A 21,146-nucleotide genomic window follows, 5' to 3' on the forward strand; every position below is an offset into this window, starting at 1 on the left:
AAGGTGATCGACAACCAGGCCAAGGTGGTGTCCTGGTACGACAACGAGTGGGGCTACTCCAACCGCCTCGTCGACCTCGTCGCACTGGTCGGTAAGTCCCTCTAGCCGTGGCAGTTTCGACGCTCGACGATCTGCTCGCCAGCGGCATCGAGGGTCGGGGAGTGCTGGTGCGCTCCGACCTGAACGTCCCGCTCGACGACGACGGCAACATCACCGATCCCGGCCGCATCATCGCGTCGGGGCCCACGCTGAAGGCGCTTGCCGACGCCGGTGCCAAGGTGATCGTCACCGCGCACCTCGGCAGGCCCAAGGGCGGCCCCGACCCGAAGTATTCGCTGGCGCCCGTCGCGGCGGCACTCGGCGAACAGCTGGGTAGGCACGTCCAGCTCGCCGGTGACGTCGTCGGCACCGACGCGCTGGCGCGCGCCGAGGGCCTCACCGACGGTGACGTACTGCTGCTGGAGAACATCCGCTTCGACGCTCGCGAGACCAGCAAGGACGACGCCGAACGGCTGGCGTTGGCCAAGGCGCTGGCCGCCCTGGTCGAGGGTGCCGACGGTTCACCGGGGGCCTTCGTCTCCGACGGTTTCGGGGTGGTGCACCGCAAGCAGGCCTCCGTGTACGACGTGGCCACGCTGCTGCCGCACTATGCGGGCACGCTGGTGGCCACCGAGGTGAAGGTGCTCGAGCAGTTGACCAGCTCGACCGAGCGCCCCTATGCCGTGGTTCTCGGCGGGTCCAAGGTGTCGGACAAGCTGGCGGTCATCGAGAACCTGGCGACCAAGGCCGACAGCATCGTCATCGGCGGCGGTATGTGCTACACCTTCCTTGCCGCACAAGGGCTTTCGGTGGGCGACTCACTCTGCCAGGTCGAGATGATCGATACCTGCAAGAAGCTGCTGGAAACCTACGGCGACGTCATCCACCTGCCGGTGGACATCGAGGTGGCCGATGGGTTTGCCGCGGATTCGCCGCACGAGACGGTCGCCGCCGATCGGATCCCGGACGGCAAGATGGGCCTCGACATCGGCCCGGAGTCCGTCAAGCGGTTCGCGGCGCTGCTGTCGAACGCGAAGACCATCTTCTGGAACGGCCCCATGGGCGTCTTCGAGTTCCCGGCATTCGCCGCGGGCACCAAGGGCGTCGCCGAGGCGATCATCGGCGCGACCGCCAAGGGTGCCTTCAGCGTGGTGGGCGGCGGTGATTCCGCCGCGGCGGTACGCCAACTCGACCTCGGCGAGGACGGTTTCTCCCACATTTCGACCGGAGGTGGGGCGTCGCTGGAATACCTTGAGGGCAAGACGCTTCCCGGCATCGCAGTGCTCGAGCAGTCCTGAAGCAGTCCCGACCGCCCCGCAGTCCGAGAAGAAACCGAGGAGCCCCGTGGCCCGTAAGCCGCTGATTGCCGGCAACTGGAAGATGAACCTCAACCACTTCGAGGCCATCGCCCTGGTGCAGAAGATCGCGTTCTCGTTGCCGGACAAGTACTTCGACAAGGTGGACGTCACCGTCATCCCGCCGTTCACCGATCTTCGCAGCGTCCAGACGCTGGTCGACGGAGACAAGCTTCGGCTCACCTACGGGGCGCAGGATCTGTCGCAGCACGACTCCGGCGCATACACCGGGGAAATCAGCGGTGCCTTCCTGGCCAAGCTGGGCTGCACGTTCGCGGTCGTCGGTCACTCCGAGCGTAGGACGTACCACGATGAGGACGACGCGCTGGTGGCCGCCAAGGCCGCCGCGGCGCTCAAGCACGGACTGACGCCGATCGTCTGCATCGGTGAGGGGCTGGAGATCCGCGAGGCCGGCGACCACGTCAGCCACAACGTGAATCAACTCCGGGGTTCGCTGGCAGGGCTGACCGCCGAGCAGATCGCCACCATCGTCATCGCCTACGAGCCGGTGTGGGCGATCGGTACGGGCCGCGTGGCCAGCGCAGGCGACGCGCAGGAGGTGTGCGCGGCCATCCGCAAGGAACTGGCCGAGCTGTCGTCAGCGCAGGCCGCCGCGGGCGTGCGCGTGCTCTACGGCGGTTCCGTCAATGCCAAGAACGTGGGCGAGATCGTCGCGCAGGAGGACGTCGACGGCGCGCTGGTCGGCGGGGCGTCGTTGGACGGTGAGCAGTTCGCGATCCTGTCGGCGATCGCCGCTGGCGGGCCTCTCCCGTGAACCCCGAAGCCCTGATCTTCGCCGCTACCCGGTAGTCTGGCGGCCATGGTTTTCGCTCTGCAGATCACTCTGGCCGTCACCAGCGTGTTGGTGGTGTTGCTGGTGTTGTTGCATCGTGCGAAGGGTGGCGGCCTGTCGACGCTGTTCGGTGGCGGCGTCCAGTCCAGCCTCTCCGGCTCGACCGTCGTCGAGAAGAACCTCGACCGGCTGACGTACTTCGTCACCGGCATCTGGGTCGTCTCGATCATCGGCGTGGCGCTGCAGATCAAGTACGGCGCCTAACCACCGCGCGAACGGGCGAGCGATGAGCGGCCCACAGCACTGGAACCCTCAGTACCCGCAACACCCCCAATACCCTCAGCAGCAGCCGCACTACGGGCCGCAGTACCCGCCGCAGCCGCGCGAGGGGATCGTCGTCACCACGGCGTACTCGCCATTGGCGTGGATGTTCGCGCTGGTCAAGCCGAAAGTGATCGTGAACGGCTACGAGATGCCGTCGGCGGGCTGGGGACGAACCGTGGTGCCCGCGGCACCGGGTCAGTATCACGTGCACGTCCACACGCCGTACTTCGTGCCGAGCCGGGTCGGTCCTGCCGACTACACGGTCATGGTTGCACCGGGGCAGTGGGTGGAGCTCGAGTACAAGGCGCCCGCATGGACTTTCAGTCCCGGCTCGCTGGGCCCGCCGCCTCAGACCGTCAACGGGCAGACGGCGGTCGTCGTCGTCACGGTCGTCGCACTCGTGTTGGCGTTTGCGGTCATGTTCCTATTGGCGTTCGCCGGCGCCGTCTAACCGCCGCTCAGAGCAGACCGCCCAGTCCTGGGAGGTTACCGAGGACGGGCGCGTTGCCGAGCAGCCCGTCGTTCTCCAGCTCGTGGCGGCACGTCTGATTCGTGCCGGCGATGTCGCCGTACTGGACGCAACACTGGGCGGCGCGGGTGCCCGCCGGGCACGGCGCAGCGCTTGCGATCGCGGGCACACCGAGTACGACGCCGCCGACCGCGAGCGAAACCGCGAACACGAGCCGACGCAGACCTGTGGTGGTTGTAGTCATCGAATCCCCCGACCTCTTGGGTTTGCTGTGTCCATAAGCATGCGCGCAGGAGCCGGTTGCTGGCAACCGTTGACACCCAGGTCGCGGACCCTCGTCCTGCGGCACGTTGGGCGGGCCACGATACTTAAAGCATGGCCGAGGCTCCCGACACCGCGCTCGACCCCATCGGCTCCGTGCTCCGCACGCAGGTGGGCCGGGAGGCGACCGAACCGATGCGGGAGGACATCCGCCTGCTGGGCGCCATCCTCGGCGACACCGTGCGTGAACAGAACGGCGAAGCGGTGTTCGACCTCATCGAACGTGCCAGGGTCGAGTCGTTCCGGGTACGCCGTTCGGAAATCGACCGCGCCGAACTCGCCGGTCTGTTCGACGGCATCGAGATCCACCAGGCACTGCCGGTCATCCGCGCCTTCACGCACTTCGCGCTGCTCGCCAACGTGGCCGAGGACATCCACCGGGAACGCCGCCGCGCCGTGCACGTCGCCGCGGGCGAGCCGCCGCAGAACAGCAGCCTGGCCTCGACGTACCTGAAGCTCGAATCGGCCGACCTCGATTCCGCCACCGTTGCCGACGCGCTGACCGGCGCACTGGTGTCACCCGTGATCACCGCGCACCCCACCGAAACGCGGCGACGCACCGTGTTCGACACCCAGCACCGCATCACCGAGTTGATGCGTCTGCGCGCGCACGGACACAGCACCACCGACGACGGTCGCAGCATCGAACTGGAACTGCGCCGCCATATCTTGGTCCTGTGGCAGACGGCGCTGATTCGACTGTCGCGGTTGAAGATTCAGGACGAGATCGAGACCGGGCTGCGGTACTACCCGGCGGCCTTCTTCGAGGTCATTCCACGGGTGAACGCCGAAGTACGCGCGGCCCTGCAGGCCCGCTGGCCCGACGCCGAACTGCTGACGGAGCCCATCCTGCGGCCTGGCTCCTGGATCGGCGGGGACCGCGACGGCAATCCGAACGTCACCGCCGAAGTGGTCCGGTTGGCCACCGGCAGCGCGGCGCATACGGCGCTAGCCCATTACTTCGACGAACTCACCGCGCTCGAGGAGGAGTTGTCGATGTCGGTTCGGCTGGTGAAGATCAGCGACGAACTGGCCGCCCTCGCCGACACCTGCGGTGAACCCGCCAGGGCGGACGAACCGTACCGGCGGGCACTGCGCGTCATCCACGGCCGCCTCACCGCGACGGCGGCCGAGATCCTCGACCGGCAACCCGAACGGCTGCTCGACCTCGGCATGCCGCGATACGAGACACCCGGTGAACTGCAGGCCGATCTGGACGTCGTCGACGCGTCGCTGCGGGCGAACGGAAGCACCGTGCTGGCCGACGACCGACTCGCACGGTTCCGGGAAGCCGTGCGGGTCTTCGGGTTTCACCTCTCCGGCCTGGACCTACGGCAGAACTCCGACGTGCACGAGGAAGTCGTCGCCGAGTTACTCGCCTGGGCAGGCGTCCATCCCGACTACCGGTCGCTGCCCGAGCCCGACCGCGTCGACCTGCTGGTCGCCGAGTTGGCCACCCGCAGGCCGCTCGTCGGTGCGGGTGCCGAACTGTCCGAGCTCGCCCGCAAGGAACTCGACATCGTGGGAGCCGCGGCCAGAGCGGTGAAGGTGTTCGGGCCCAACGCGGTTCCCAACTACATCATCTCGATGTGCCAGTCGGTGTCGGACATGCTCGAGGCGGCGATCCTGCTGAAGGAGGCCGGCCTGCTCGACGCGTCGGGGGATGAACCCCACAGTCCCGTCGGCATCGTCCCGCTGTTCGAAACGATCGACGACCTGCAGCGCGGAGCGTCGATTCTCGAAGCGGTGCTTGACCTTCCGCTGTACCGCGCCGTGGTGCGCGCCCGCGGCGAGCACCAGGAAATCATGCTCGGCTACTCCGACTCGAACAAGGACGGCGGTTACCTCGCGGCCAACTGGGCGCTGTACCGCGCAGAACTGGATCTGGTGGAGTCGGCGCGCAAGACCGGAATCCGGTTGCGCTTGTTCCACGGTCGCGGCGGTACCGTCGGCCGCGGCGGCGGCCCCAGCTATGACGCCATCCTCGCGCAGCCGCCGGGAGCGGTGAAGGGCTCCCTGCGCATCACCGAGCAGGGTGAGGTGATCGCCGCGAAGTACGCCGAGCCCCGCACGGCGCTGCGCAACCTGGAGACGCTGTTGGCGGCCACGCTGGAGTCGACGCTGCTCGACGTCGAGGGTCTCGGCGATGCGGCGGAACCCGCGTACGAAGTGCTCGACGACCTGGCTGCCAGGGCGCAGCGGGCCTACGGCGAACTAGTCCACGACACGCCGGGTTTCGTCGAGTACTTCAAGGCGTCCACACCGGTCAGCGAGATCGGCGCGCTGAACATCGGCAGCCGTCCCACGTCCCGCAAGCCGACCACGTCGATCAGCGACCTGCGCGCCATTCCGTGGGTGCTGGCCTGGAGCCAGTCGCGCGTCATGCTGCCCGGCTGGTACGGCACGGGGACCGCATTCGAGGACTGGGTCGCGGGAGGGGACGGCCGTCTCGAGGTGCTGCAGGACCTGTACCGGCGGTGGCCGTTCTTCCGCACGGTGCTGTCCAACATGGCGCAGGTCCTCGCGAAGGCGGACATGGGTCTGGCCGCACGCTATGCCGAGCTCGTCGACGATGAGGCGTTGCGGCACAGGGTGTTCGACAAGATCGTCGCCGAATATCAGCGGACCCTGCGGATGCACGAGCTCATCACCGGTCACGACGACCTGCTGGCCGACAACCCGGCCCTGGCGCGGTCGGTCTTCAACCGGTTCCCGTACCTCGAGCCGCTCAACCACCTGCAGGTCGAGTTGTTGCGCAGGTTCCGGTCCGGGGACACCGATGAGCTGGTCCAGCGCGGCATCCTGCTGACCATGAGTGGGTTGGCCACCGCCCTGCGCAACAGCGGCTGAGCCGGCCGCCTACAGTCCCGTGGTCTTGCGCACCGCGTTGACGGCGCCGCGTACCGCGTTCTCGGTCGCCGACCACGGGGCGATCACCGACTCGCCGAGGCCGACGATGCGTTCGACGCGGTCCACGATCGCCTCGAGACGCTCGACGACGCCGATCAGTCGGGGAGCCAGTTCGTCGATGCGGGTGATGGTGTCGTTGAACCGAACGAGGGTGGCGTCGAGGCTGCTGGTCGACTTGTCGAGGTCGGTCAGCGTCTCGCCGAGTTCGGTGAGCAAGGTGTCCACCTGTTCGACGGTGACGTCGGCGTTCAGCGCGGCCTGCGTCAACGTCTTGATCCGTTGCCGTGCCGGGTTCGGGCGCCGACCAACACCTTTGTCTGCCATGGAAGTCAGTATGCGACGGTTATAGCTTTGCCGCGGCGGCTTCGTCGAGGAGCCACACCGTGGCGTCGCGGCCCACTGCTCCCGCGACGGGAACGTCGACGGGGTCGGCACCGTTGATGGCGGCGGCTACCGCGTCGGCCTTGCCGGAACCGGAGGCCACCACCCAGACCTCGCGGGAACGCTGAACGGCGGGCAGTGTCAACGTGATCCGCCGTGGCGGAGGCTTGGGGGAGTCGGTGACTCCAACCACCATGCGGCTCGTCTCGCGCACTGCCGGTGTGTGGGGGAACAGTGAATTGACGTGTCCCTCCTCGCCCATTCCGAGCAGGTGGACGTCGAAGCTCAGTTCCGAATCGCCCGGTGCTGCGGTCGCGGCCAGCACTTGTTCGTATGCCAACGCGGCGGCGTCGATGTCGTCGCCGAACTCGCCATCGCTGGCCGGCATCGTGTGCACGTTGGCCGCGGGGATGTCGATGTGGTCGAGCAACGCCTCGCGGGCCTGCTTGTCGTTGCGGTCGTCGTCGTCGGCGGGGACGTAGCGCTCGTCGCCCCAGAACAGGTGAACCCGCGACCAGTCGATTCCCTTGCCATGCTCGCCGACGTGCTTGAGCAGTCCGATGCCCGTACCGCCGCCGGTCAGCACGATCAAGGCGCGACCGCGGAACTCCACGAGGGACACGATCTCCTCGGCCAACCGGTCGCCGGCGGCAGCGACCAGCGTGGCCGTGTCGGGGTAGGTCAGCACCGAGTTGGTCATGATTGGCTGCCCTCCGGCAGGTACTGCACCCTGTCGATGCCCTGCAGCGCGGAGAGATAGATCTCGTCCGCGTCGAGCCTGCGCATGTCCTCGGCGAGGCATTCGCGGGTCTCCCTGCGCGCCAACGGAAGAAGCGCGTCCGGCTTGGCCGTGCGGGTCAACGTAGCCGTGACGCCCTCCTGCGGCCGACTCAACGTGATGGTCTCGCTGTTGCGCACCAACTCGACCTTGAGTTCGCCGACGGCGCGTTGCACCGGCCCGTCGATCCGGCTCGCCAGCCAGCCCGCCAGGATGTCCAGTGCCGGTTCGGTCTTCAACCCCGACACGACGGCCGACTGGATCGGTTCGTGCGGGCCCTGATCCAGTGCGGACGTCAGCATCGCCCGCCAGTACGTGATCCGGCTCCACGCGAGGTCGGTGTCACCCGGGGTGTAGCCCTGCAGCCTGCTCTTGATGCAGGCCAGCGGATCTGCTCCGTAGGTGGCGTCGGTGATCCGGCGGATCGCCAACTGTCCCAACGGATCCTGAGCCGGGACGACGGGAGCGAGATCCGGCCACCACGCCACCACCGGAGTGTCCGGCAGCAGGAAGGGCATCACGACGCTACTGGCCTCCGCGGCCAGCGGTCCGGACAGCTTGAGCACCACGACCTCGCCGGCCCCGGCATCGTGGCCCACCCGGATCTGCGCATCGAGTTTGGCGTCCGGGGCATCACGGTTCACGGCAAGGACGACGATCACCCGGCAGGGATGCTCACGGCTTGCGGCGTTGGCCGCCTCGATGGACTCCTCGAGCATGGCCTCGCTGTCGGGTGCGATGACCAGGGTGAGCACCCTCGCCATCGTGAATGCGCCGCCTTCTTCGCGCAGGCCGACCAGCTTCTTGTTGACCTCGTTGGTCGTGGTGGCGGCAAGGTCGACGATCATTGCTCGGCTCCTTCTCGTTCCGCTCCTCGCTCGTACCTCGCTGCGATGCTCACTCGTCGTCGCCTTCGGAAATCACGGCCGCCGCCATTCCCGGCCGGTCCGCCTCAGCATCTCCATCGCCGAATCGGGGCCCCAGCCTCCCGACTCGTACGGGTCGGGCTTGCCGTGCGTTGCCCAGTACTCGAGTGCGGGATCAAGGATCTCCCAAGACAATTCGACCTCCTGGTTCACGGGGAACAACGACGGCTCGCCGAGCAGGACGTCGAGGATCAATCGTTCGTAGGCCTCGGGGGAGTCCTCGGCGAACGCAGAACCGTAGGAGAAGTCCATGTTGACGTCGCGGACTTCCATCGCGTGGCCCGGCACCTTGGAGCCGAACCGGAGCGTGATCCCTTCGTCGGGCTGAACCCGGATCACCAATGCGTTCTTGCCGAGTTCGTCCGTCATCGTGGCGTCGAACGGCAGGTGGGGAGCACGCTTGAAGACCAGCGCGATCTCGGTCACCCTGCGCCCCAACCGCTTTCCGGTGCGAAGGTAGAACGGCACCCCGGCCCACCGTCGGGTGTCGACTTCGAGGGTGATGGCGGCGAAGGTCTCGGTGGTGGAGGTCTTCGAGAAACCCTCCTCGTCGAGGAGGCCGACCACCTTCTCGCCGCCCTGCCAGCCCGCGGTGTATTGCCCGCGAGACGTGTTCTCGTCCAACGGTTCCGCGAGCCGGGTGGCCGAGAGCACCTTGATCTTCTCGGCTTGCAGTTCGGCGGGACTGAAGCTGACCGGCTCTTCCATTGCCGTCAGCGCCAACAGTTGCGTCAAGTGGTTCTGAATGACGTCGCGTGCGGCGCCGACACCGTCGTAGTACCCGCCGCGGCCGCCGAGACCGATGTCCTCGGCCATCGTGATCTGGACGTGGTCCACGTAGTGGGCGTTCCAAATGGGATCGAACAGTTGGTTGGCGAAGCGCAGCGCCAGGATGTTCTGCACCGTCTCCTTGCCCAGGTAGTGGTCGATGCGGAAGACCGACGACTCGGGGAAGACGCTGTTGACGACCTGGTTGAGGGAGCGGGCACTTTCCAGATCGTGGCCGAAGGGCTTCTCGATGACGACGCGGCTCCACCGCTCACCCTCGGGTCGAGCCAGCCCCGACTTGGACAGCTGCTCGCACACCGTGGGGAACGCCTTCGGCGGAATCGACAGGTAGAACGCGTGATTGCCGCCGGTGCCACGCTCGGCGTCGAGCTTGGCCAGCGTGTCGGCCAACCGCACGAACGCGTCGTCGTCGTCGAACGTGCCCTGGACGAAGCGGATGCCCTCGTTCAGCCGGTCCCAGACCTCTTGGCGGAAGGGCGTGCGGGCGTGGGCCCGCACCGCCTTCAGGACGATGTCGCCGAAGTCCTCGTCGGCCCAGTCCCGCCTCGCGAAACCCACCAGCGAAAAAGTCGGCGGCATCAGGCCACGGTTGGCCAGATCGTAGATCGCGGGCATCAGCTTCTTGGTGGCCAGATCACCCGTCACGCCGAAGATGACCACCGCGCACGGTCCCGCGATGCGCGGCAGGCGCTTGTCACGCTTGTCGCGCAGCGGGTTCACCCAGCCGGCAGACCCAGCGCTGCTCATTTGGCGGCGGCAGCCAACTGGCCGGCAGTGGCCTCGAGTAGTTCCTGCCACGACTTCTCGAACTTGTCGACGCCCTCGTTCTCCAGCACCAGGAAGACGTCGGTGAGGTCGATGCCGATGGCCTCGAGCTTGTCGAACACCTCCTGCGCCGCCACGGACGTGCCCGACACCGTGTCGCCGGTGACGACACCGTGATCGGCGACCGCCTCGAGCGTCTTCTCCGGCATCGTGTTCACCGTGTTGGGCGCCACCAGTTCGGTGACGTACAACGTGTCGGAGTAGTCGGGGTTCTTCACGCCCGTCGACGCCCAGAGCGGGCGCTGCACCCGCGCCCCGTCGGCCTTGAGCGCTTCGAAGCGCGGGCCACCCACGAACACGTCCTCGTACGCCTTGTACGCCAGCCGCGCGTTCGCCACGCCCGCCTGGCCGCGCAGCGCCAGCGCCTCGTCGGTGCCGATCTTGTCCAGCCGGGCGTCGATCTCGGTGTCCACGCGGGAGACGAAGAACGATGCGACGGAGTGGATCTTGCTCAGGTCGTGGCCGGCTTCCTTCGCCTTCTCCAGACCGCTGAGGTACGCGTCCATCACGGCCTCGTGCCGCTCGACGGAGAAGATCAACGTGACGTTGACCGAGATGCCCTCCGCGATGACCGCGGTGATGGCAGGCAGGCCCGCCTCGGTGGCCGGGATCTTGATCAGGACGTTGGGCCGATCGACGATCTTCCACAGCTCGATGGCCTGCAGGATGGTCTTGTCGGTGTCGTGCGCGAGCCGCGGGTCCACCTCGATGGACACCCGGCCGTCGATGCCACCGGAGGACTCGTAGGCCTTGGCCAGCACGTCACAGGCGTTGCGGACGTCGTCGGTGGTGACGGTGCGGATGGTCGCGTCGACGTCGGCGCCACGCTCGGCGAGCTCGGTGACCTGCGCGTCGTAGGCATGCCCCTTCGACAGCGCCGCCTGGAAGATCGACGGGTTCGTGGTGACACCGACGACACTGCGGGTGTCGATCAGGTTCTGCAGGTTGCCGGTCTGCAACCGGTCACGCGAGAGGTCGTCGAGCCATACGGATACGCCCGCGGCACTCAGCGCCGCGAGATTCGGGTTCTGAGTCATTGGTGCTCCTTAGTCGGTTGTCAGTTGATCCGTCTTAGTTCTCTAGAGATCGTTCCGCCGCGGCCACCACTGCCTCTGGGGTGAAGCCGAACTCGCGGAACAACGTCTTGTCGTCGGCCGATTCGCCGTAGTGCTCGATCGAGACGATCTCGCCGGTGTCGCCGACCAGCTTGTGCCAGCTCTGCGCGACGGCCGCCTCCACGGCCACGCGCGCCGACACGGTGGGAGGTAGTACCTGGTCGCGGTACTCCTTCGGTTGGCTCTCGAACCATTCCACACAGGGCATCGACACGACGTAGGCGACGATGTCCTTCTCCGCCAACTGCTTTCGAGCCTCCACGGCCAACTGCAGCTCCGAGCCGGTGGCGATGATGATGACGTCCGCGTCGTCGGCGGGGTTGCCGCCGCCCAACACGTAACCACCCTTTGCGACGCCGTCGGCGCTGGTGCCCTCCAGCACTGGGATGCCCTGCCGGGTGAGGATGAAACCGACCGGGCCGCTGCCCGCGCCCCGCGCCACGATGGTGCGCCACGCGTAGGCGGTCTCGTTCGGATCGCCGGGACGCACCACGGACAGGTTGGGGATGGCCCGTAGCGCCGCGAGATGCTCGATCGGCTGGTGGGTGGGGCCGTCCTCACCCAGTCCGATCGAGTCGTGCGTCCAGATGTAGATGGTGTCGATGTCCATCAGCGACGCCAGCCGCACCGCGGGGCGCATGTAATCGGAGAACTGCAGGAAGGTGCCACCGAAGGCCCGGGTGGGCCCGTGCAGCACGATGCCGGACAGGATCGAACCCATCGCGTGCTCGCGGATGCCGAAGTGCAGCACCCGGCCGTACCAGTCCGCGGTGAAGTCCGACGTCGAAATCGACGGCGGACCGAACGACTTCACGCCCTTGATGGTCGTGTTGTTGCTGCCCGCCAAATCGGCTGAGCCGCCCCACAATTCGGGCAGCTTCGGCGCGACGTCGTTGAGCACCTGGCCGAACGCAGCCCTGGTGGCCAGCGGCTTGGACCCTGGCTCCCAGTACGTGATGTCGGCGTCCCAGCCGTCGGGCAGTTCCTGGGCAAGCAGCCGGTCCAGCAGTTGCTTGCGTTCGGGTTCGCGCTCAGCCCATGCGTCAAACGCCGGTTGCCATTTCTCGTGGGCTTCCCTGCCGCGGTCCACCAGCTTGCGGGTGTGCTCGATGACCTCCGGACGTACCTCGAACGTCTTGTCGGGATCGAAGCCGAGCACGCGCTTGGTGGCGGCCACCTCTTCGTCGCCGAGCGCGGAGCCGTGCACCCCGCCGGTGTTCATCTTGGTGGGGGCGGGATAACCGATGATGGTGCGCACGGAGATGAACGACGGCTTGTCGGTGACGGCGCGCGCGGCCTCGATGGCTTGTTCTATTCCAGTGACGTTCTCGCCGCCCTCGACTTCCTGCACGTGCCAGCCGTACGCGCGGTAGCGGGCCGGAACGTCCTCGGACAGCGCGATGTTCGTGTCGTGCTCGATCGAGATCTGATTCTGGTCGTAGAACACGATGAGGTTGCCGAGCTGCTGCGTGCCGGCCAGCGACGACGCCTCGCTGGTCACGCCTTCCTCCATGTCGCCGTCGGAGGCGATCACGTAGATGAAGTGGTCGAACGGGCTGGTGCCCGGTGCTGCGTCGGGATCGAACAGGCCGCGCTCGTAGCGGGACGCCATCGCCATGCCGACCGCCGATGCCAGGCCCTGGCCCAGCGGGCCGGTGGTGATCTCCACGCCCTTGGTGTGGCGGAACTCCGGGTGCCCCGGCGTCTTCGACTTCCAGGTGCGCAGCGACTCGATGTCTTCGAGCTCCAGGCCGAAACCACCCAGGTACAGCTGGATGTAGAGGGTCAGGCTGCTGTGCCCGCAGGACAACACGAAGCGGTCGCGTCCCAACCAGTGCACGTCGCTGGGGTCGTGCGTCATCGCGCGCTGGAACAACGTGTACGCCAGCGGGGCCAGGCTCATCGCCGTGCCGGGATGGCCGTTGCCGACCTTCTGCACGGCGTCAGCCGCCAGAACGCGCACGGTGTCGACGGCGACCGAGTCGAGCTCGGTCCAGTCGTCCGGGTGGTTCGGACGGGTGAGTGCGGAGATCTCTTCCACGGTGGTCACGAACTCACTCCTCGGGTAGGCAAGCCGGTCATGTTCACCCTAATGCGGAACGCTTGCGGCCCGCAGGACGCATCCCACGAGTTGGCGTGCATTCAATCCCGTCGTTACGGGCGAACCGACCCTGCATTGTTCGAACCGCCGGATCGCGGTCTACCATCGTCTGTAGTAGAAGCTGCGCGCTGCCGTGAACCACCGAGGAGTCAACTGCGTGAGCATTCGCGAGCGCGTCGCGCAGAGCCGAACCCCCACCACGTTCCTGGCTTATGTGGCGCTGACCAAACCGCGCGTGATCGAGCTGCTGCTCGTCACCGCCATTCCCGCCATGCTGTTGGCGCACCGTGGCACCGTCGACCCGCTGCTCATCCTGAACACGCTGGTCGGCGGCTTGTTGGCCGCTGCAGGCGCCAACACGCTGAACTGCGTGGCCGACGCCGACATCGACAAGGTGATGAAGCGCACTGCCCGGCGGCCGCTGGCGCGCGCGTCGGTGCCCACCCGCAACGCGCTGGTATTCGGCCTGGTGCTGTCGGTCGGCTCGTTCTTCTGGCTGTGGTGGACCACCAACCTGCTGTCGGGCCTGCTGGCCGTCGCCACGATCGCGTTCTACGTGTTCGTCTACACGCTGCTGCTGAAGCGCCGCACGTCACAGAACGTGGTGTGGGGCGGCGCGGCCGGCTGCATGCCCGTGATGATCGGCTGGTCGGCGGTGACCGGCACCATTCAGTGGCCCGCGCTGGTGATGTTCGCCGTCATCTTCTTCTGGACGCCGCCGCACACGTGGGCGCTGGCCATGCGCTACAAGGACGACTACAAGGCCGCAGGCGTACCGATGCTGCCGACGGTGGCCACCGAGTTGCAGGTCACCAGGCAGATCCTGATCTACACCTGGCTGACCGTCGTGACGACGCTGGCGCTGGCGCTGGCGACCGGCTGGCTGTACGCGTCGGTGGCGCTGCTGGCCGGCGCGTGGTTCCTGACGATGGCCCACCAGCTGTACTCCGGCGTCAAGCGGGGGGAACCCGTCAAGCCGCTGCGCCTGTTCCTGCAGTCGAACAACTATCTGGCCGTCGTCTTCTGCGCACTCGCCGTCGACTCTGCGCTGGCGTTGCCGACGGTCTTCGGCTAGGTCGCGTCCCAGCTTCCGCGGCGCCCCTGCTTGGTGGTGCCTCGCCGCTTCTTCTCCGCGAGCCGGCGTTCCTTCGAGCCCCTGGTGGGCTTGGTCGGCCGTCGGATGGGGGCGGGCGCGGCCGCGGCAGCGCGCAGCAGACCCGCCATGCGTTCGCGGGCCGCCGCGCGGTTCTGCAGTTGCGCGCGATGCTCACTCGCGGTGACGGTGAGCACGCCGTCGGTGAGCCGGCCGCTCAGACGGCACAGCATTCGATGGCGCAGGTGCTCCGGTATCGCCGGCGAGCGGGCCACGTCGAACGACAACTCGACCCTGCTGTCGGCGGTGTTGACGCCCTGCCCGCCGGGGCCCGACGATCGCGAGAACCGTTCGCTCAGATCGCGCGCGGGGACCACGAGGGTGCGCGTCACGATCAGGTCCTCGGCCACGCCGACAAGCGTAGAACGCCGTTGGGCACCCGTTAGGGCACCAACACCACCGAGCCGACGGTCTTGCGACCCTGCAGGTCGCGGTGCGCGTCGGCGGCATCGGCGAGTGGGTACCGATTGCTGACCGTGATGTCGAGGGTGCCCTTGGCGATCGCGTCGAGCAGTTCGCCGGCGCGCCAGCCGAACTCGTCGGCCGTGCGGGTGTGGTGCGCCAGCGTCGGCCGGGTCAGGAACACCGACCCCGCGGCGTTGAGCCGCTGCGGATCCACCGGCGGCACCGGTCCGCTGGCCGCACCGAACAGGGCGAGGGTGCCGCGCACCGCGAGGCTCGCGAGGCTGGCGTCGAACGTCGACGCGCCGACGCCGTCGTACACCGCCGCCACCCCGTCGCCACCGGTCAGTTCCCGGATCGATGCGCCGAACTCGGCGGGGTCGTCGGGGTAGTCGAGTACCTCCACGGCGCCCGCCCGGCGGGACAGCTCGGCCTTCTCGCGCGTCGACACCGTGGTGATAACCCGCACGGCCATGCTGGTGGCCCATTGCGTGAGGATCAGGCCGACCCCGCCTGCCCCGGCGTGCAGCAGCACCGTGTCGCCCTGCTGTACCGGGTACGTGGACTTGATCAGGTAGTGGGCGGTCATGCCCTTCAGCAGCGACGACGCGGCCACCTCCGCGGGCACGCCGTCGGGCACGTACGCGACGAAATCGGCTGGTGCGACGCAGAACTCGGCATAGGCGCCGTCCGCCTGTGCCGTGACCACCCGGTCGCCGACGCTGAGCGCGGCGACGTCGTCCCCGACCGCGGCGATGGTGCCGCACACCTCGGTGCCAACCACGAACGGCACCTCGCGCGGGTACTGACCGGAGCGGAAGTAGGTGTCGATGAAGTTGACGCCGATGGCTTCGGCCTTGATCAACACCTGGCCCGGGCCGGGGGAGGGTTGCGGCTTCTCGACATAGTTCAGGACTTCGGGACCGCCGGTTTCGGCGACTTCGATGGCGTGCATGCCACCTATCATTCCAAGGTGAAACTCGCCAGGCCCGATGTCCGCCATCCCCGCATCGTCTTCGCAGGTTGCCGCGCCCTCGTCGAGGGGGACGGCGACGACGACGGCTTGGTCGAGGCGCTGCGGGCGCGCGGACTGCACGCCCGCTGGCTGGCTTGGGACGATCCCGAGACGGAGCGTGCGGATCTGGTCGTCCTGCGCGCCACGTGGGACTACATCGACCGGCGCGACGAGTTCCTGGCCTGGACGCGGCGGGTGCCCAACCTGCTGAACGCGCCGGACGTGGTGGCCTGGAACGTCGACAAGCGCTACCTGGCCGACCTCGCTGCGGCCGGGGTGCCGACGGTGCCGAGCCGCTTCTTCGGCCCCGGCGAAGCGGTGGACCCGTTTGGTGGCGAGGTCGTGGTCAAACCCGCGGTCGGTGCGGGATCCTTTGGTGCACAACGTTTCACCGATGCCGACGCGGCGCGCGCGCACGCCGCGGCGCTGCAGTCCGACGGACGCACCGTGCTGGTGCAGCCCTACGATCCGCGGATCGCCGACGGCGAGACGGCGCTGGTCTTCCTCGCCGGTCGCCAGTCGCACGCGTTCACCAAGGGTCCGATCCTGCCTGCACCGGGAAGCAAGCCAGTCTTCGACGACAGCGGAACATACGCAGAGGAGTCGTTGCGGCCCGCCGACCCCGACTTCGAGCTGTGGGACGTCGGGCATGCCGCGTTGGCCGCCGCGGCAGCGCACCTGGGCATCGCGGCGTCGGAATTCCTCTACGCCCGCGTCGACGTCATCGGCGGGCGGCAGGACCCGCGGCTGCTGGAGTTGGAACTGGTCGAGCCGTCGCTGGGCTGGCGCCAGCTCGGCGACGCCGACCGTGGCTTGCAGCAGCGCGAGTTCGCGCTCGCCGTCGAGTCAGCGCTCGACCGGCTCGGGCTCGGCCCGTTCTCGCATCGACGCCCATAGCGCCGCGGTGGCTGCCGTGCACGCGGCCGCCCCGGCGACGTGGACGGCAACGAGCGCGGCAGGCACGCCCGTGAAGAACTGCACGGCGCCGACGAGACCCTGCGCGCAGACGAGCGCCACCAGCACGGCCCAGCGCAGCCCGACGGGCCGCGGCGCGCGCACCGCGAGAAGTGCGAAACCCGTGGCGACGACGAGCGACAGGTACGCGATCAACAGCGTCGAGTGCAGGTGCACCAATGTGGTGATCTCGACCTGCAACCGCGGCACGGGCTGTTCGACGCTCTTGTCGCCGGCATGCGGCCCAGCACCCGTCACCAGCGTTCCGGTGACGAGTACGGCCGAGAGCGTGACGGCGATGAGCACGGTCAACCAGCGCAACGGCTTCGGCACGCGCAGCGCGGGGACCCCGTCATCGGATTCGCCGATCTTCACGTACAGCAGCACCGCGAGCCAGACCATCGTCATCGAGGCGATGAGGTGGATCGCGACGGTCCACCACAGCAGCCCGGTCAGCACCGTGATTCCGCCGATCACCGCCTGCACGACCGTCGAGGCGGGCATCAGCCAGGCGTAGAACAGGACCTCGCGGCGGCGGCGGGCACGCGTCACCGTGAGCACCGCCAGCGCCGCGGTGAGCACGACGAGGAAGGTGATCATCCGGTTGCCGAACTCGACGGCCTGATGGATCACTGGGACCTCGGCGACGGGGACCGGCGTGAAGCTGCCGGGGAAGCATTGCGGCCACGTGGGGCAGCCGAGGCCGGATGCGGTTACGCGGACGATCGCGCCGGTGACGGCGATGCCGCCCTGAGTCAGAATGACCGCGAATGCCACCAGCCGCTGCGTCCGCAGGCTCGGCATCGGCAGCACGTCCACCAGTCGCAGCAACAACCGTCCGACGGGCATCGCCCGATCGTAGAGCATCCCAACTACGACCTGTAGTAGTGGGAGTCGCTGGTGACCGTGCTCAGGTGAAGCGGAACCAGCGCAGCGCGGCTACCGCCGCCACGCCGCCCCACACCGCGAGCACCGCGATGCCGAACCAGTCCACGGACGGCGTCATCGCTTGCGTCAGCGCCTCGGTCAGCGCGCCGGATGGCGTCAGCCTCGCCACCCATTGCACGCCGTGCGAGACCATGCCGCCGCCGAGGGTCAGCGCGCCGAGGCCCGCGAAGACGAACCACAGCAGGTTGGCCACCGCCAGCACGATCTCCGCGCGCAGGGTGCCGCCGAGCAGCAGGCCCAGCGCGGCGAACCCGGCGGTGCCGAGCGCGATGATCACCGCGCCAAGGGCCAGCCCCGCGATTGCGGGCCGCCAGCCCAGCGCAAACCCGATGGCGCCCAACAGAATCGACTGCAGGAAAACGACCGTGACCACGGCAAGCGACTTGCCCGCGATGATGCCCCACACCGGAAGGGCCGTGGCGCCCAGTCGTTTCAGTGCGCCGTAGCGCCGGTCGAACGCCACAGCGATGGCCTGACCGGTGAAGGCCGTCGAGATCACCGCGAGTCCCATGATCGCCGGCGCGAACGTGGCCGCCCGGTTGTCCCCGAACGAGCCAAGCGGCAGCAATGTCAGGCCCACCAGCAGTGTGATCGGGATGAACATCGTCAGCAGCAGCTGTTCGCCGTTGCGCAGCAGCAGCTTCAGCTCCAGGCCGAACTGCGCGGTCAGCATCTTGGGCACCGTCGCGGGCCGCGGGTCCGGGGTGAAGGTGCCCGCGGCGAAGCGCTCGGTCATGCCACCGTCCCACTCCCACTCGCCGAGACTGCTGGGAGATCGCGATTTTGCACGATTTCGCGATCTGCCAGCAGTCTCGATGCTTGCGAGGTGGCGTTCACGGGCGAAGCTCCCGTCCGGTCAGATCGAGGAAGACGTCCTCGAGGCTGCGCTGCTCGACGCGCATGTCGGTGGCCAGCACGTTGAGCCGCGCGCACCACGCCGTCACCGTAGCCAGCACCTGCGGGTCGACGTGACCCTCGACCAGATACTCGCCGGGCATCGTCTCGATGGCCTTGTAGCTCTCGGGAAGAGCCGAAATGAGCAGGGAAAGATCGAGTTTCGGGGGAGCGGAGAAGCGCAGCTGATTCTCGGCGCCGCGGCCCATCAGTTCGGCGGGGGTTCCGGTGGCCACCGCTACGCCGTGGTCGATGATCATCAGCCGGTCGGCCAGCTGCTCGGCCTCGGTGAGCTGGTGGGTGGTGAGGACGACGGTGACGCCGTCGCGGCGAAGGCCATCGATCAACTCCCACACGACGATTCGGGCGTGTGCGTCCATGCCCGCGGTCGGCTCGTCGAGGAATACCAGCTCGGGCCTGCCGACCACCGCGCAGGCCAGTGCGAGGCGTTGCTGTTGGCCGCCAGAGAGCCGCCGGTAGGTGGTACGGGCCGACTCCGTCAGGCCGAGGACGTCCATCAGCCACGCCGGGTCGAGCGGGTTGGCGGAGTACGCGGCGACCAGGTCGAGCATCTCGCCGGCCCGCGCCGCCGGATAGCCGCCGCCGCCCTGCAGCATGACGCCGATGCGCTCGCGCAGCCGGGCGTTGTCGGCGACGGGATCGAGCCCGAGGATCTCGATGCTGCCCGCGTCGGGCCGGATGAAGCCCTCGCACATCTCGACGGTGGTGGTCTTACCCGCACCGTTCGGCCCGAGAAGCGCGAATATCTCGGCGCGCTGCACGTCGAGGTCGAGCCCGTCCACCGCCGTCGTCGACCCGTACCGCTTCGTCACGCCGCGCAGCAGCACGACGGCATCGGAACGGGAGCTCACGGGGATTCAGCGTAGGCGTCCGGCTTTGGCACCGGTGTTGCCGGTGGCCCAGACACCGGCCCGGAAACGGTGCCGACCGGCGGCCCGGCGCCGTTGGTGTCCGGCAGTGGCCGCCACGGCAGCCTGCGGTAGGTGATGGCGATGAGGATCGCGACGATGACCGCGCTCGCGAGCGTCGCGTCGACGATCTGGAACAAGGCGAACCGGTCGCCGTTGGCCGTCGGCCCGAAGATGCCCACGACCAGCGTGATCGCGATGGTGGTGCCGCGGAAGCCGGGTCGCGTCGCCCAGGCGGCCAACGGGATGATCGCCCACAGCAGGTACCACGGCTGCACCACGGGGAACAGCAGCACGGTGGCGCCCAGTGCGACGCCGAGTCCGCCGACCGGGTGCAGCCGTCCGCGCAGCACGGCCAGCAGCAGGTACGAGACCAGAATTGCGATGATGATCACACCGATGGCGCGGGTGAGGCCGAGGACCGCGGTGGTGTGGTCGCCGAGCCCGAGCAGGATGCCCACCTGACCCGTGCCGAGCGCGAGCAGCGTCGGTGGCGACATCCACGACCGCACGACGTTGGCCGTGCCCAGCGTGAACACCCAGCCGAAGCCAAGGCCGCTGGCCCAGCCGACCAGCGCGATCACCGCCAGTGACACGGCGGCCAGCGACCCGCCCGCGATGAAGAACGCCTTCAGGGTGCCGCCCCACCGGCATGCCAGCGCCATCGCCACGAACCCGATGGCCAGCAGCGACGGCAGCTTCACCTGTGAGGAGAGTGCGATCAGCACCGTGCCCGCGATCAGCATCGACATCGGCTTCCACCGGGCCCACTCGTCACGGTGGCCGGGCCAGTGCAACGGTCGCGGGACCAGCGGCCGGGCGGCGTCCACACCGCGCAGGGCGAACTCGGTTCCGGCCAGCATCAGGCCCAGCATCAGGGCCTCGTTGTGGATGCCCGCGACCAGGTGCATGAACAGCAGCGGGTTGCACGGGCCAAGCCACAGCGCGCTGACCTCCGCCACGCCGCACCGCCGCGCCAATCGCGGTGTCGCCCAGACGATCAGACCGACGCCCAGCAGGACGATCACGCGGTGGAAGAGCACGGCGGCGACGATGTTGTCGCCGGTGACGGCGGAAATGCTGCGGCCGACCCACAGGAACAGCGGGCCGTACGGCGCGGGCGTATCGCGCCACAGGCTGGGGACCGACAGCGTGAAGACGTGATCGAGACCGAGACCCGGTGCGGGGCCGACGCGGTACGGGTCGAGCCCTAGCCGGGCGATCTGGCTCTGCGCCAGATAGGAGTAGACGTCCTTGCTGTACATCGGCGGCGCGATCAGCAGCGGCAGTGCCCACAGCAGCAGGGTGCGGTCCAGTTGGCTGCGCGACATGCGGCGGTTGCCGAGGGCGAAGCGGCCCAGCATGAGCCAGGCCAGCGCCATCATCACCGCGCCGGTGGTGGTCATGGTCAGCGAGACGGTCTGGATGCGGGACGGCAAGTTCAGCAGCCGCACCCCGAAGGTGGGATCCTGGACGACGGGTCGTGCGCCAGCTCCGAGCGCTCCGATCGCCATCAGCACCGTGCCGGTGGCGCCGAACACCCGGGTGCGACGCAGCGCGGCCACCTCTGCGGCGATGAGTGGCGATCCGACGGTCGACTCGTCGGCGTGCCAGCGGGCGACGGCCGTGCTGAGGGACCGTAGGCGGGCGGCCATCACAGCAGCGTAGCCATTCGCCGTTGTAAGGGTGGCCTTGCTAGCACGGCTTGCTGAATTCCGTCACAAT

20 protein-coding genes and 1 pseudogene are annotated in these 21,146 nt (G+C 68.2%); 8 read left to right on the plus strand and 13 right to left on the minus strand.

The features are described from left to right. The 5 genes and pseudogenes from N536_RS42275 to N536_RS39100 all read left to right on the plus strand — a co-directional run. Positions 1 to 105, plus strand: a pseudogene (locus N536_RS42275) (type I glyceraldehyde-3-phosphate dehydrogenase); the annotation flags it as partial. A gap of 2 nt (positions 106 to 107) precedes the next feature. Beyond that, complete coding sequence (gene pgk / locus N536_RS0121385; RefSeq protein ID WP_029115476.1) at positions 108 to 1,337, plus strand: phosphoglycerate kinase; 1,230 nt, start codon at positions 108 to 110, stop codon at positions 1,335 to 1,337. 46 nt (positions 1,338 to 1,383) lie between these two features. Then, entirely contained in the window at positions 1,384 to 2,169 is a 786-nt protein-coding gene (tpiA, locus tag N536_RS0121390) for a triose-phosphate isomerase (protein ID WP_029115477.1), read from the plus strand. A gap of 45 nt (positions 2,170 to 2,214) precedes the next feature. Next, positions 2,215 to 2,451 carry a preprotein translocase subunit SecG gene (secG, locus tag N536_RS0121395; protein WP_029115478.1) on the plus strand — a complete coding sequence of 79 codons (237 nt, stop codon included), beginning with the start codon at positions 2,215 to 2,217 and terminating at the stop codon, positions 2,449 to 2,451. A gap of 22 nt (positions 2,452 to 2,473) precedes the next feature. Next, the gene (locus tag N536_RS39100; RefSeq protein ID WP_051574670.1) at positions 2,474 to 2,962 is read left to right on the plus strand and encodes a hypothetical protein; all 489 of its coding nucleotides are present in this window, start codon (positions 2,474 to 2,476) and stop codon (positions 2,960 to 2,962) included. 7 nt (positions 2,963 to 2,969) lie between these two features. On the opposite strand, the gene N536_RS0121405 is transcribed toward N536_RS39100, so the two are convergent. Further along, entirely contained in the window at positions 2,970 to 3,224 is a 255-nt protein-coding gene (locus tag N536_RS0121405) for a hypothetical protein (RefSeq protein ID WP_155948677.1), read from the minus strand. A gap of 131 nt (positions 3,225 to 3,355) precedes the next feature. Between N536_RS0121405 and ppc the strand changes: the two genes are divergently transcribed. After that, positions 3,356 to 6,151 (plus strand): phosphoenolpyruvate carboxylase, encoded by a 2,796-nt coding sequence (gene ppc, locus N536_RS0121410; protein WP_029115480.1) that lies wholly within the window; start codon positions 3,356 to 3,358, stop codon positions 6,149 to 6,151. Positions 6,152 to 6,160: 9 nt separating this feature from the next. On the opposite strand, the gene N536_RS0121415 is transcribed toward ppc, so the two are convergent. The 6 genes from N536_RS0121415 to tkt all read right to left on the minus strand — a co-directional run bounded on the left by N536_RS0121415 (position 6,161) and on the right by tkt (position 13,075). Next, on the minus strand, positions 6,161 to 6,535 hold the full coding sequence (locus N536_RS0121415) for a hypothetical protein (RefSeq protein ID WP_029115481.1): 375 nt from the start codon (positions 6,533 to 6,535) through the stop codon (positions 6,161 to 6,163). A gap of 19 nt (positions 6,536 to 6,554) precedes the next feature. Then, positions 6,555 to 7,292, minus strand: a complete 738-nt coding sequence (gene pgl / locus N536_RS0121420; protein WP_029115482.1) for a 6-phosphogluconolactonase — start codon at positions 7,290 to 7,292, stop codon at positions 6,555 to 6,557. Continuing rightward, positions 7,289 to 8,218, minus strand: a complete 930-nt coding sequence (gene opcA, locus N536_RS0121425; RefSeq protein WP_029115483.1) for a glucose-6-phosphate dehydrogenase assembly protein OpcA — start codon at positions 8,216 to 8,218, stop codon at positions 7,289 to 7,291. The genes pgl and opcA overlap by 4 nt, the downstream gene beginning before the upstream one ends. A 72-nt stretch (positions 8,219 to 8,290) precedes the next feature. Continuing rightward, positions 8,291 to 9,832: a glucose-6-phosphate dehydrogenase gene (gene zwf / locus N536_RS0121430; protein ID WP_029115484.1), complete on the minus strand. Its 1,542-nt coding sequence runs from the start codon at positions 9,830 to 9,832 to the stop codon at positions 8,291 to 8,293. Beyond that, positions 9,829 to 10,947, minus strand: a complete 1,119-nt coding sequence (gene tal, locus N536_RS0121435; protein WP_029115485.1) for a transaldolase — start codon at positions 10,945 to 10,947, stop codon at positions 9,829 to 9,831. The genes zwf and tal overlap by 4 nt, the downstream gene beginning before the upstream one ends. A 34-nt stretch (positions 10,948 to 10,981) precedes the next feature. Next, on the minus strand, positions 10,982 to 13,075 hold the full coding sequence (gene tkt, locus N536_RS0121440; protein WP_029115486.1) for a transketolase: 2,094 nt from the start codon (positions 13,073 to 13,075) through the stop codon (positions 10,982 to 10,984). A gap of 208 nt (positions 13,076 to 13,283) precedes the next feature. On the opposite strand from tkt, the gene N536_RS0121445 reads away from it, so the two are divergent. After that, positions 13,284 to 14,201, plus strand: coding sequence for a heme o synthase (locus N536_RS0121445; protein WP_029115487.1), 918 nt, complete (start codon positions 13,284 to 13,286; stop codon positions 14,199 to 14,201). On the opposite strand, the gene arfB is transcribed toward N536_RS0121445, so the two are convergent. Together arfB and N536_RS0121455 are read right to left on the minus strand one after the other, a co-directional pair. Then, a complete protein-coding gene (arfB, locus tag N536_RS0121450) occupies positions 14,198 to 14,629 on the minus strand; it encodes an alternative ribosome rescue aminoacyl-tRNA hydrolase ArfB (protein WP_029115488.1) in 432 nt (143 codons plus the stop codon). The genes N536_RS0121445 and arfB overlap by 4 nt on opposite strands. Before the next feature lie 32 nt (positions 14,630 to 14,661). Then, entirely contained in the window at positions 14,662 to 15,636 is a 975-nt protein-coding gene (locus tag N536_RS0121455; protein ID WP_029115489.1) for a quinone oxidoreductase, read from the minus strand. An 18-nt stretch (positions 15,637 to 15,654) separates the two neighbouring features. On the opposite strand from N536_RS0121455, the gene N536_RS0121460 reads away from it, so the two are divergent. Then, entirely contained in the window at positions 15,655 to 16,593 is a 939-nt protein-coding gene (locus tag N536_RS0121460) for a RimK family alpha-L-glutamate ligase (protein WP_029115490.1), read from the plus strand. Here N536_RS0121460 and N536_RS0121465 read toward each other — a convergent pair. The 4 genes from N536_RS0121465 to mptB form a co-directional block, all read right to left on the minus strand. Then, on the minus strand, positions 16,543 to 17,499 hold the full coding sequence (locus N536_RS0121465) for a heme A synthase (RefSeq protein WP_029115491.1): 957 nt from the start codon (positions 17,497 to 17,499) through the stop codon (positions 16,543 to 16,545). The two genes, N536_RS0121460 and N536_RS0121465, sit on opposite strands and share 51 nt — an antisense overlap. A 61-nt stretch (positions 17,500 to 17,560) precedes the next feature. Beyond that, positions 17,561 to 18,334 (minus strand): ABC transporter permease, encoded by a 774-nt coding sequence (locus tag N536_RS0121470; protein WP_029115492.1) that lies wholly within the window; start codon positions 18,332 to 18,334, stop codon positions 17,561 to 17,563. Positions 18,335 to 18,431: 97 nt separating this feature from the next. Further along, the gene (locus N536_RS0121475) at positions 18,432 to 19,370 is read right to left on the minus strand and encodes an ABC transporter ATP-binding protein (protein ID WP_369798460.1); all 939 of its coding nucleotides are present in this window, start codon (positions 19,368 to 19,370) and stop codon (positions 18,432 to 18,434) included. Further along, positions 19,361 to 21,076 carry a polyprenol phosphomannose-dependent alpha 1,6 mannosyltransferase MptB gene (gene mptB, locus N536_RS0121480; RefSeq protein WP_029115494.1) on the minus strand — a complete coding sequence of 572 codons (1,716 nt, stop codon included), beginning with the start codon at positions 21,074 to 21,076 and terminating at the stop codon, positions 19,361 to 19,363. Before mptB ends, N536_RS0121475 begins: the two co-directional genes overlap by 10 nt. Positions 21,077 to 21,146 lie beyond the last annotated feature (70 nt).

It is taken from the genome of Mycobacterium sp. URHB0044 (assembly GCF_000620625.1).
In the GTDB taxonomy this organism is placed as follows: Bacteria; Actinomycetota; Actinomycetes; order Mycobacteriales; family Mycobacteriaceae; genus Mycobacterium.

Excerpts from the sequence above, each read along its gene's own strand:
- secG (WP_029115478.1), top strand. The coding sequence starts at position 2,215 with ATGGTTTTCGCTCTGCAGATCACTCTGGCCGTCACCAGCGTGTTGGTG.
- N536_RS39100 (WP_051574670.1), top strand. The coding sequence starts at position 2,474 with ATGAGCGGCCCACAGCACTGGAACCCTCAGTACCCGCAACACCCCCAA.
- N536_RS0121405 (WP_155948677.1), bottom strand. The coding sequence starts at position 3,224 with ATGACTACAACCACCACAGGTCTGCGTCGGCTCGTGTTCGCGGTTTCG.
- ppc (WP_029115480.1), top strand. The coding sequence starts at position 3,356 with ATGGCCGAGGCTCCCGACACCGCGCTCGACCCCATCGGCTCCGTGCTC.
- N536_RS0121415 (WP_029115481.1), bottom strand. The coding sequence starts at position 6,535 with ATGGCAGACAAAGGTGTTGGTCGGCGCCCGAACCCGGCACGGCAACGG.
- pgl (WP_029115482.1), bottom strand. The coding sequence starts at position 7,292 with ATGACCAACTCGGTGCTGACCTACCCCGACACGGCCACGCTGGTCGCT.
- opcA (WP_029115483.1), bottom strand. The coding sequence starts at position 8,218 with ATGATCGTCGACCTTGCCGCCACCACGACCAACGAGGTCAACAAGAAG.
- zwf (WP_029115484.1), bottom strand. The coding sequence starts at position 9,832 with ATGAGCAGCGCTGGGTCTGCCGGCTGGGTGAACCCGCTGCGCGACAAG.
- tal (WP_029115485.1), bottom strand. The coding sequence starts at position 10,947 with ATGACTCAGAACCCGAATCTCGCGGCGCTGAGTGCCGCGGGCGTATCC.
- N536_RS0121455 (WP_029115489.1), bottom strand. The coding sequence starts at position 15,636 with ATGCACGCCATCGAAGTCGCCGAAACCGGCGGTCCCGAAGTCCTGAAC.
- N536_RS0121465 (WP_029115491.1), bottom strand. The coding sequence starts at position 17,499 with ATGCCCGTCGGACGGTTGTTGCTGCGACTGGTGGACGTGCTGCCGATG.
- N536_RS0121470 (WP_029115492.1), bottom strand. The coding sequence starts at position 18,334 with ATGACCGAGCGCTTCGCCGCGGGCACCTTCACCCCGGACCCGCGGCCC.
- mptB (WP_029115494.1), bottom strand. The coding sequence starts at position 21,076 with ATGGCCGCCCGCCTACGGTCCCTCAGCACGGCCGTCGCCCGCTGGCAC.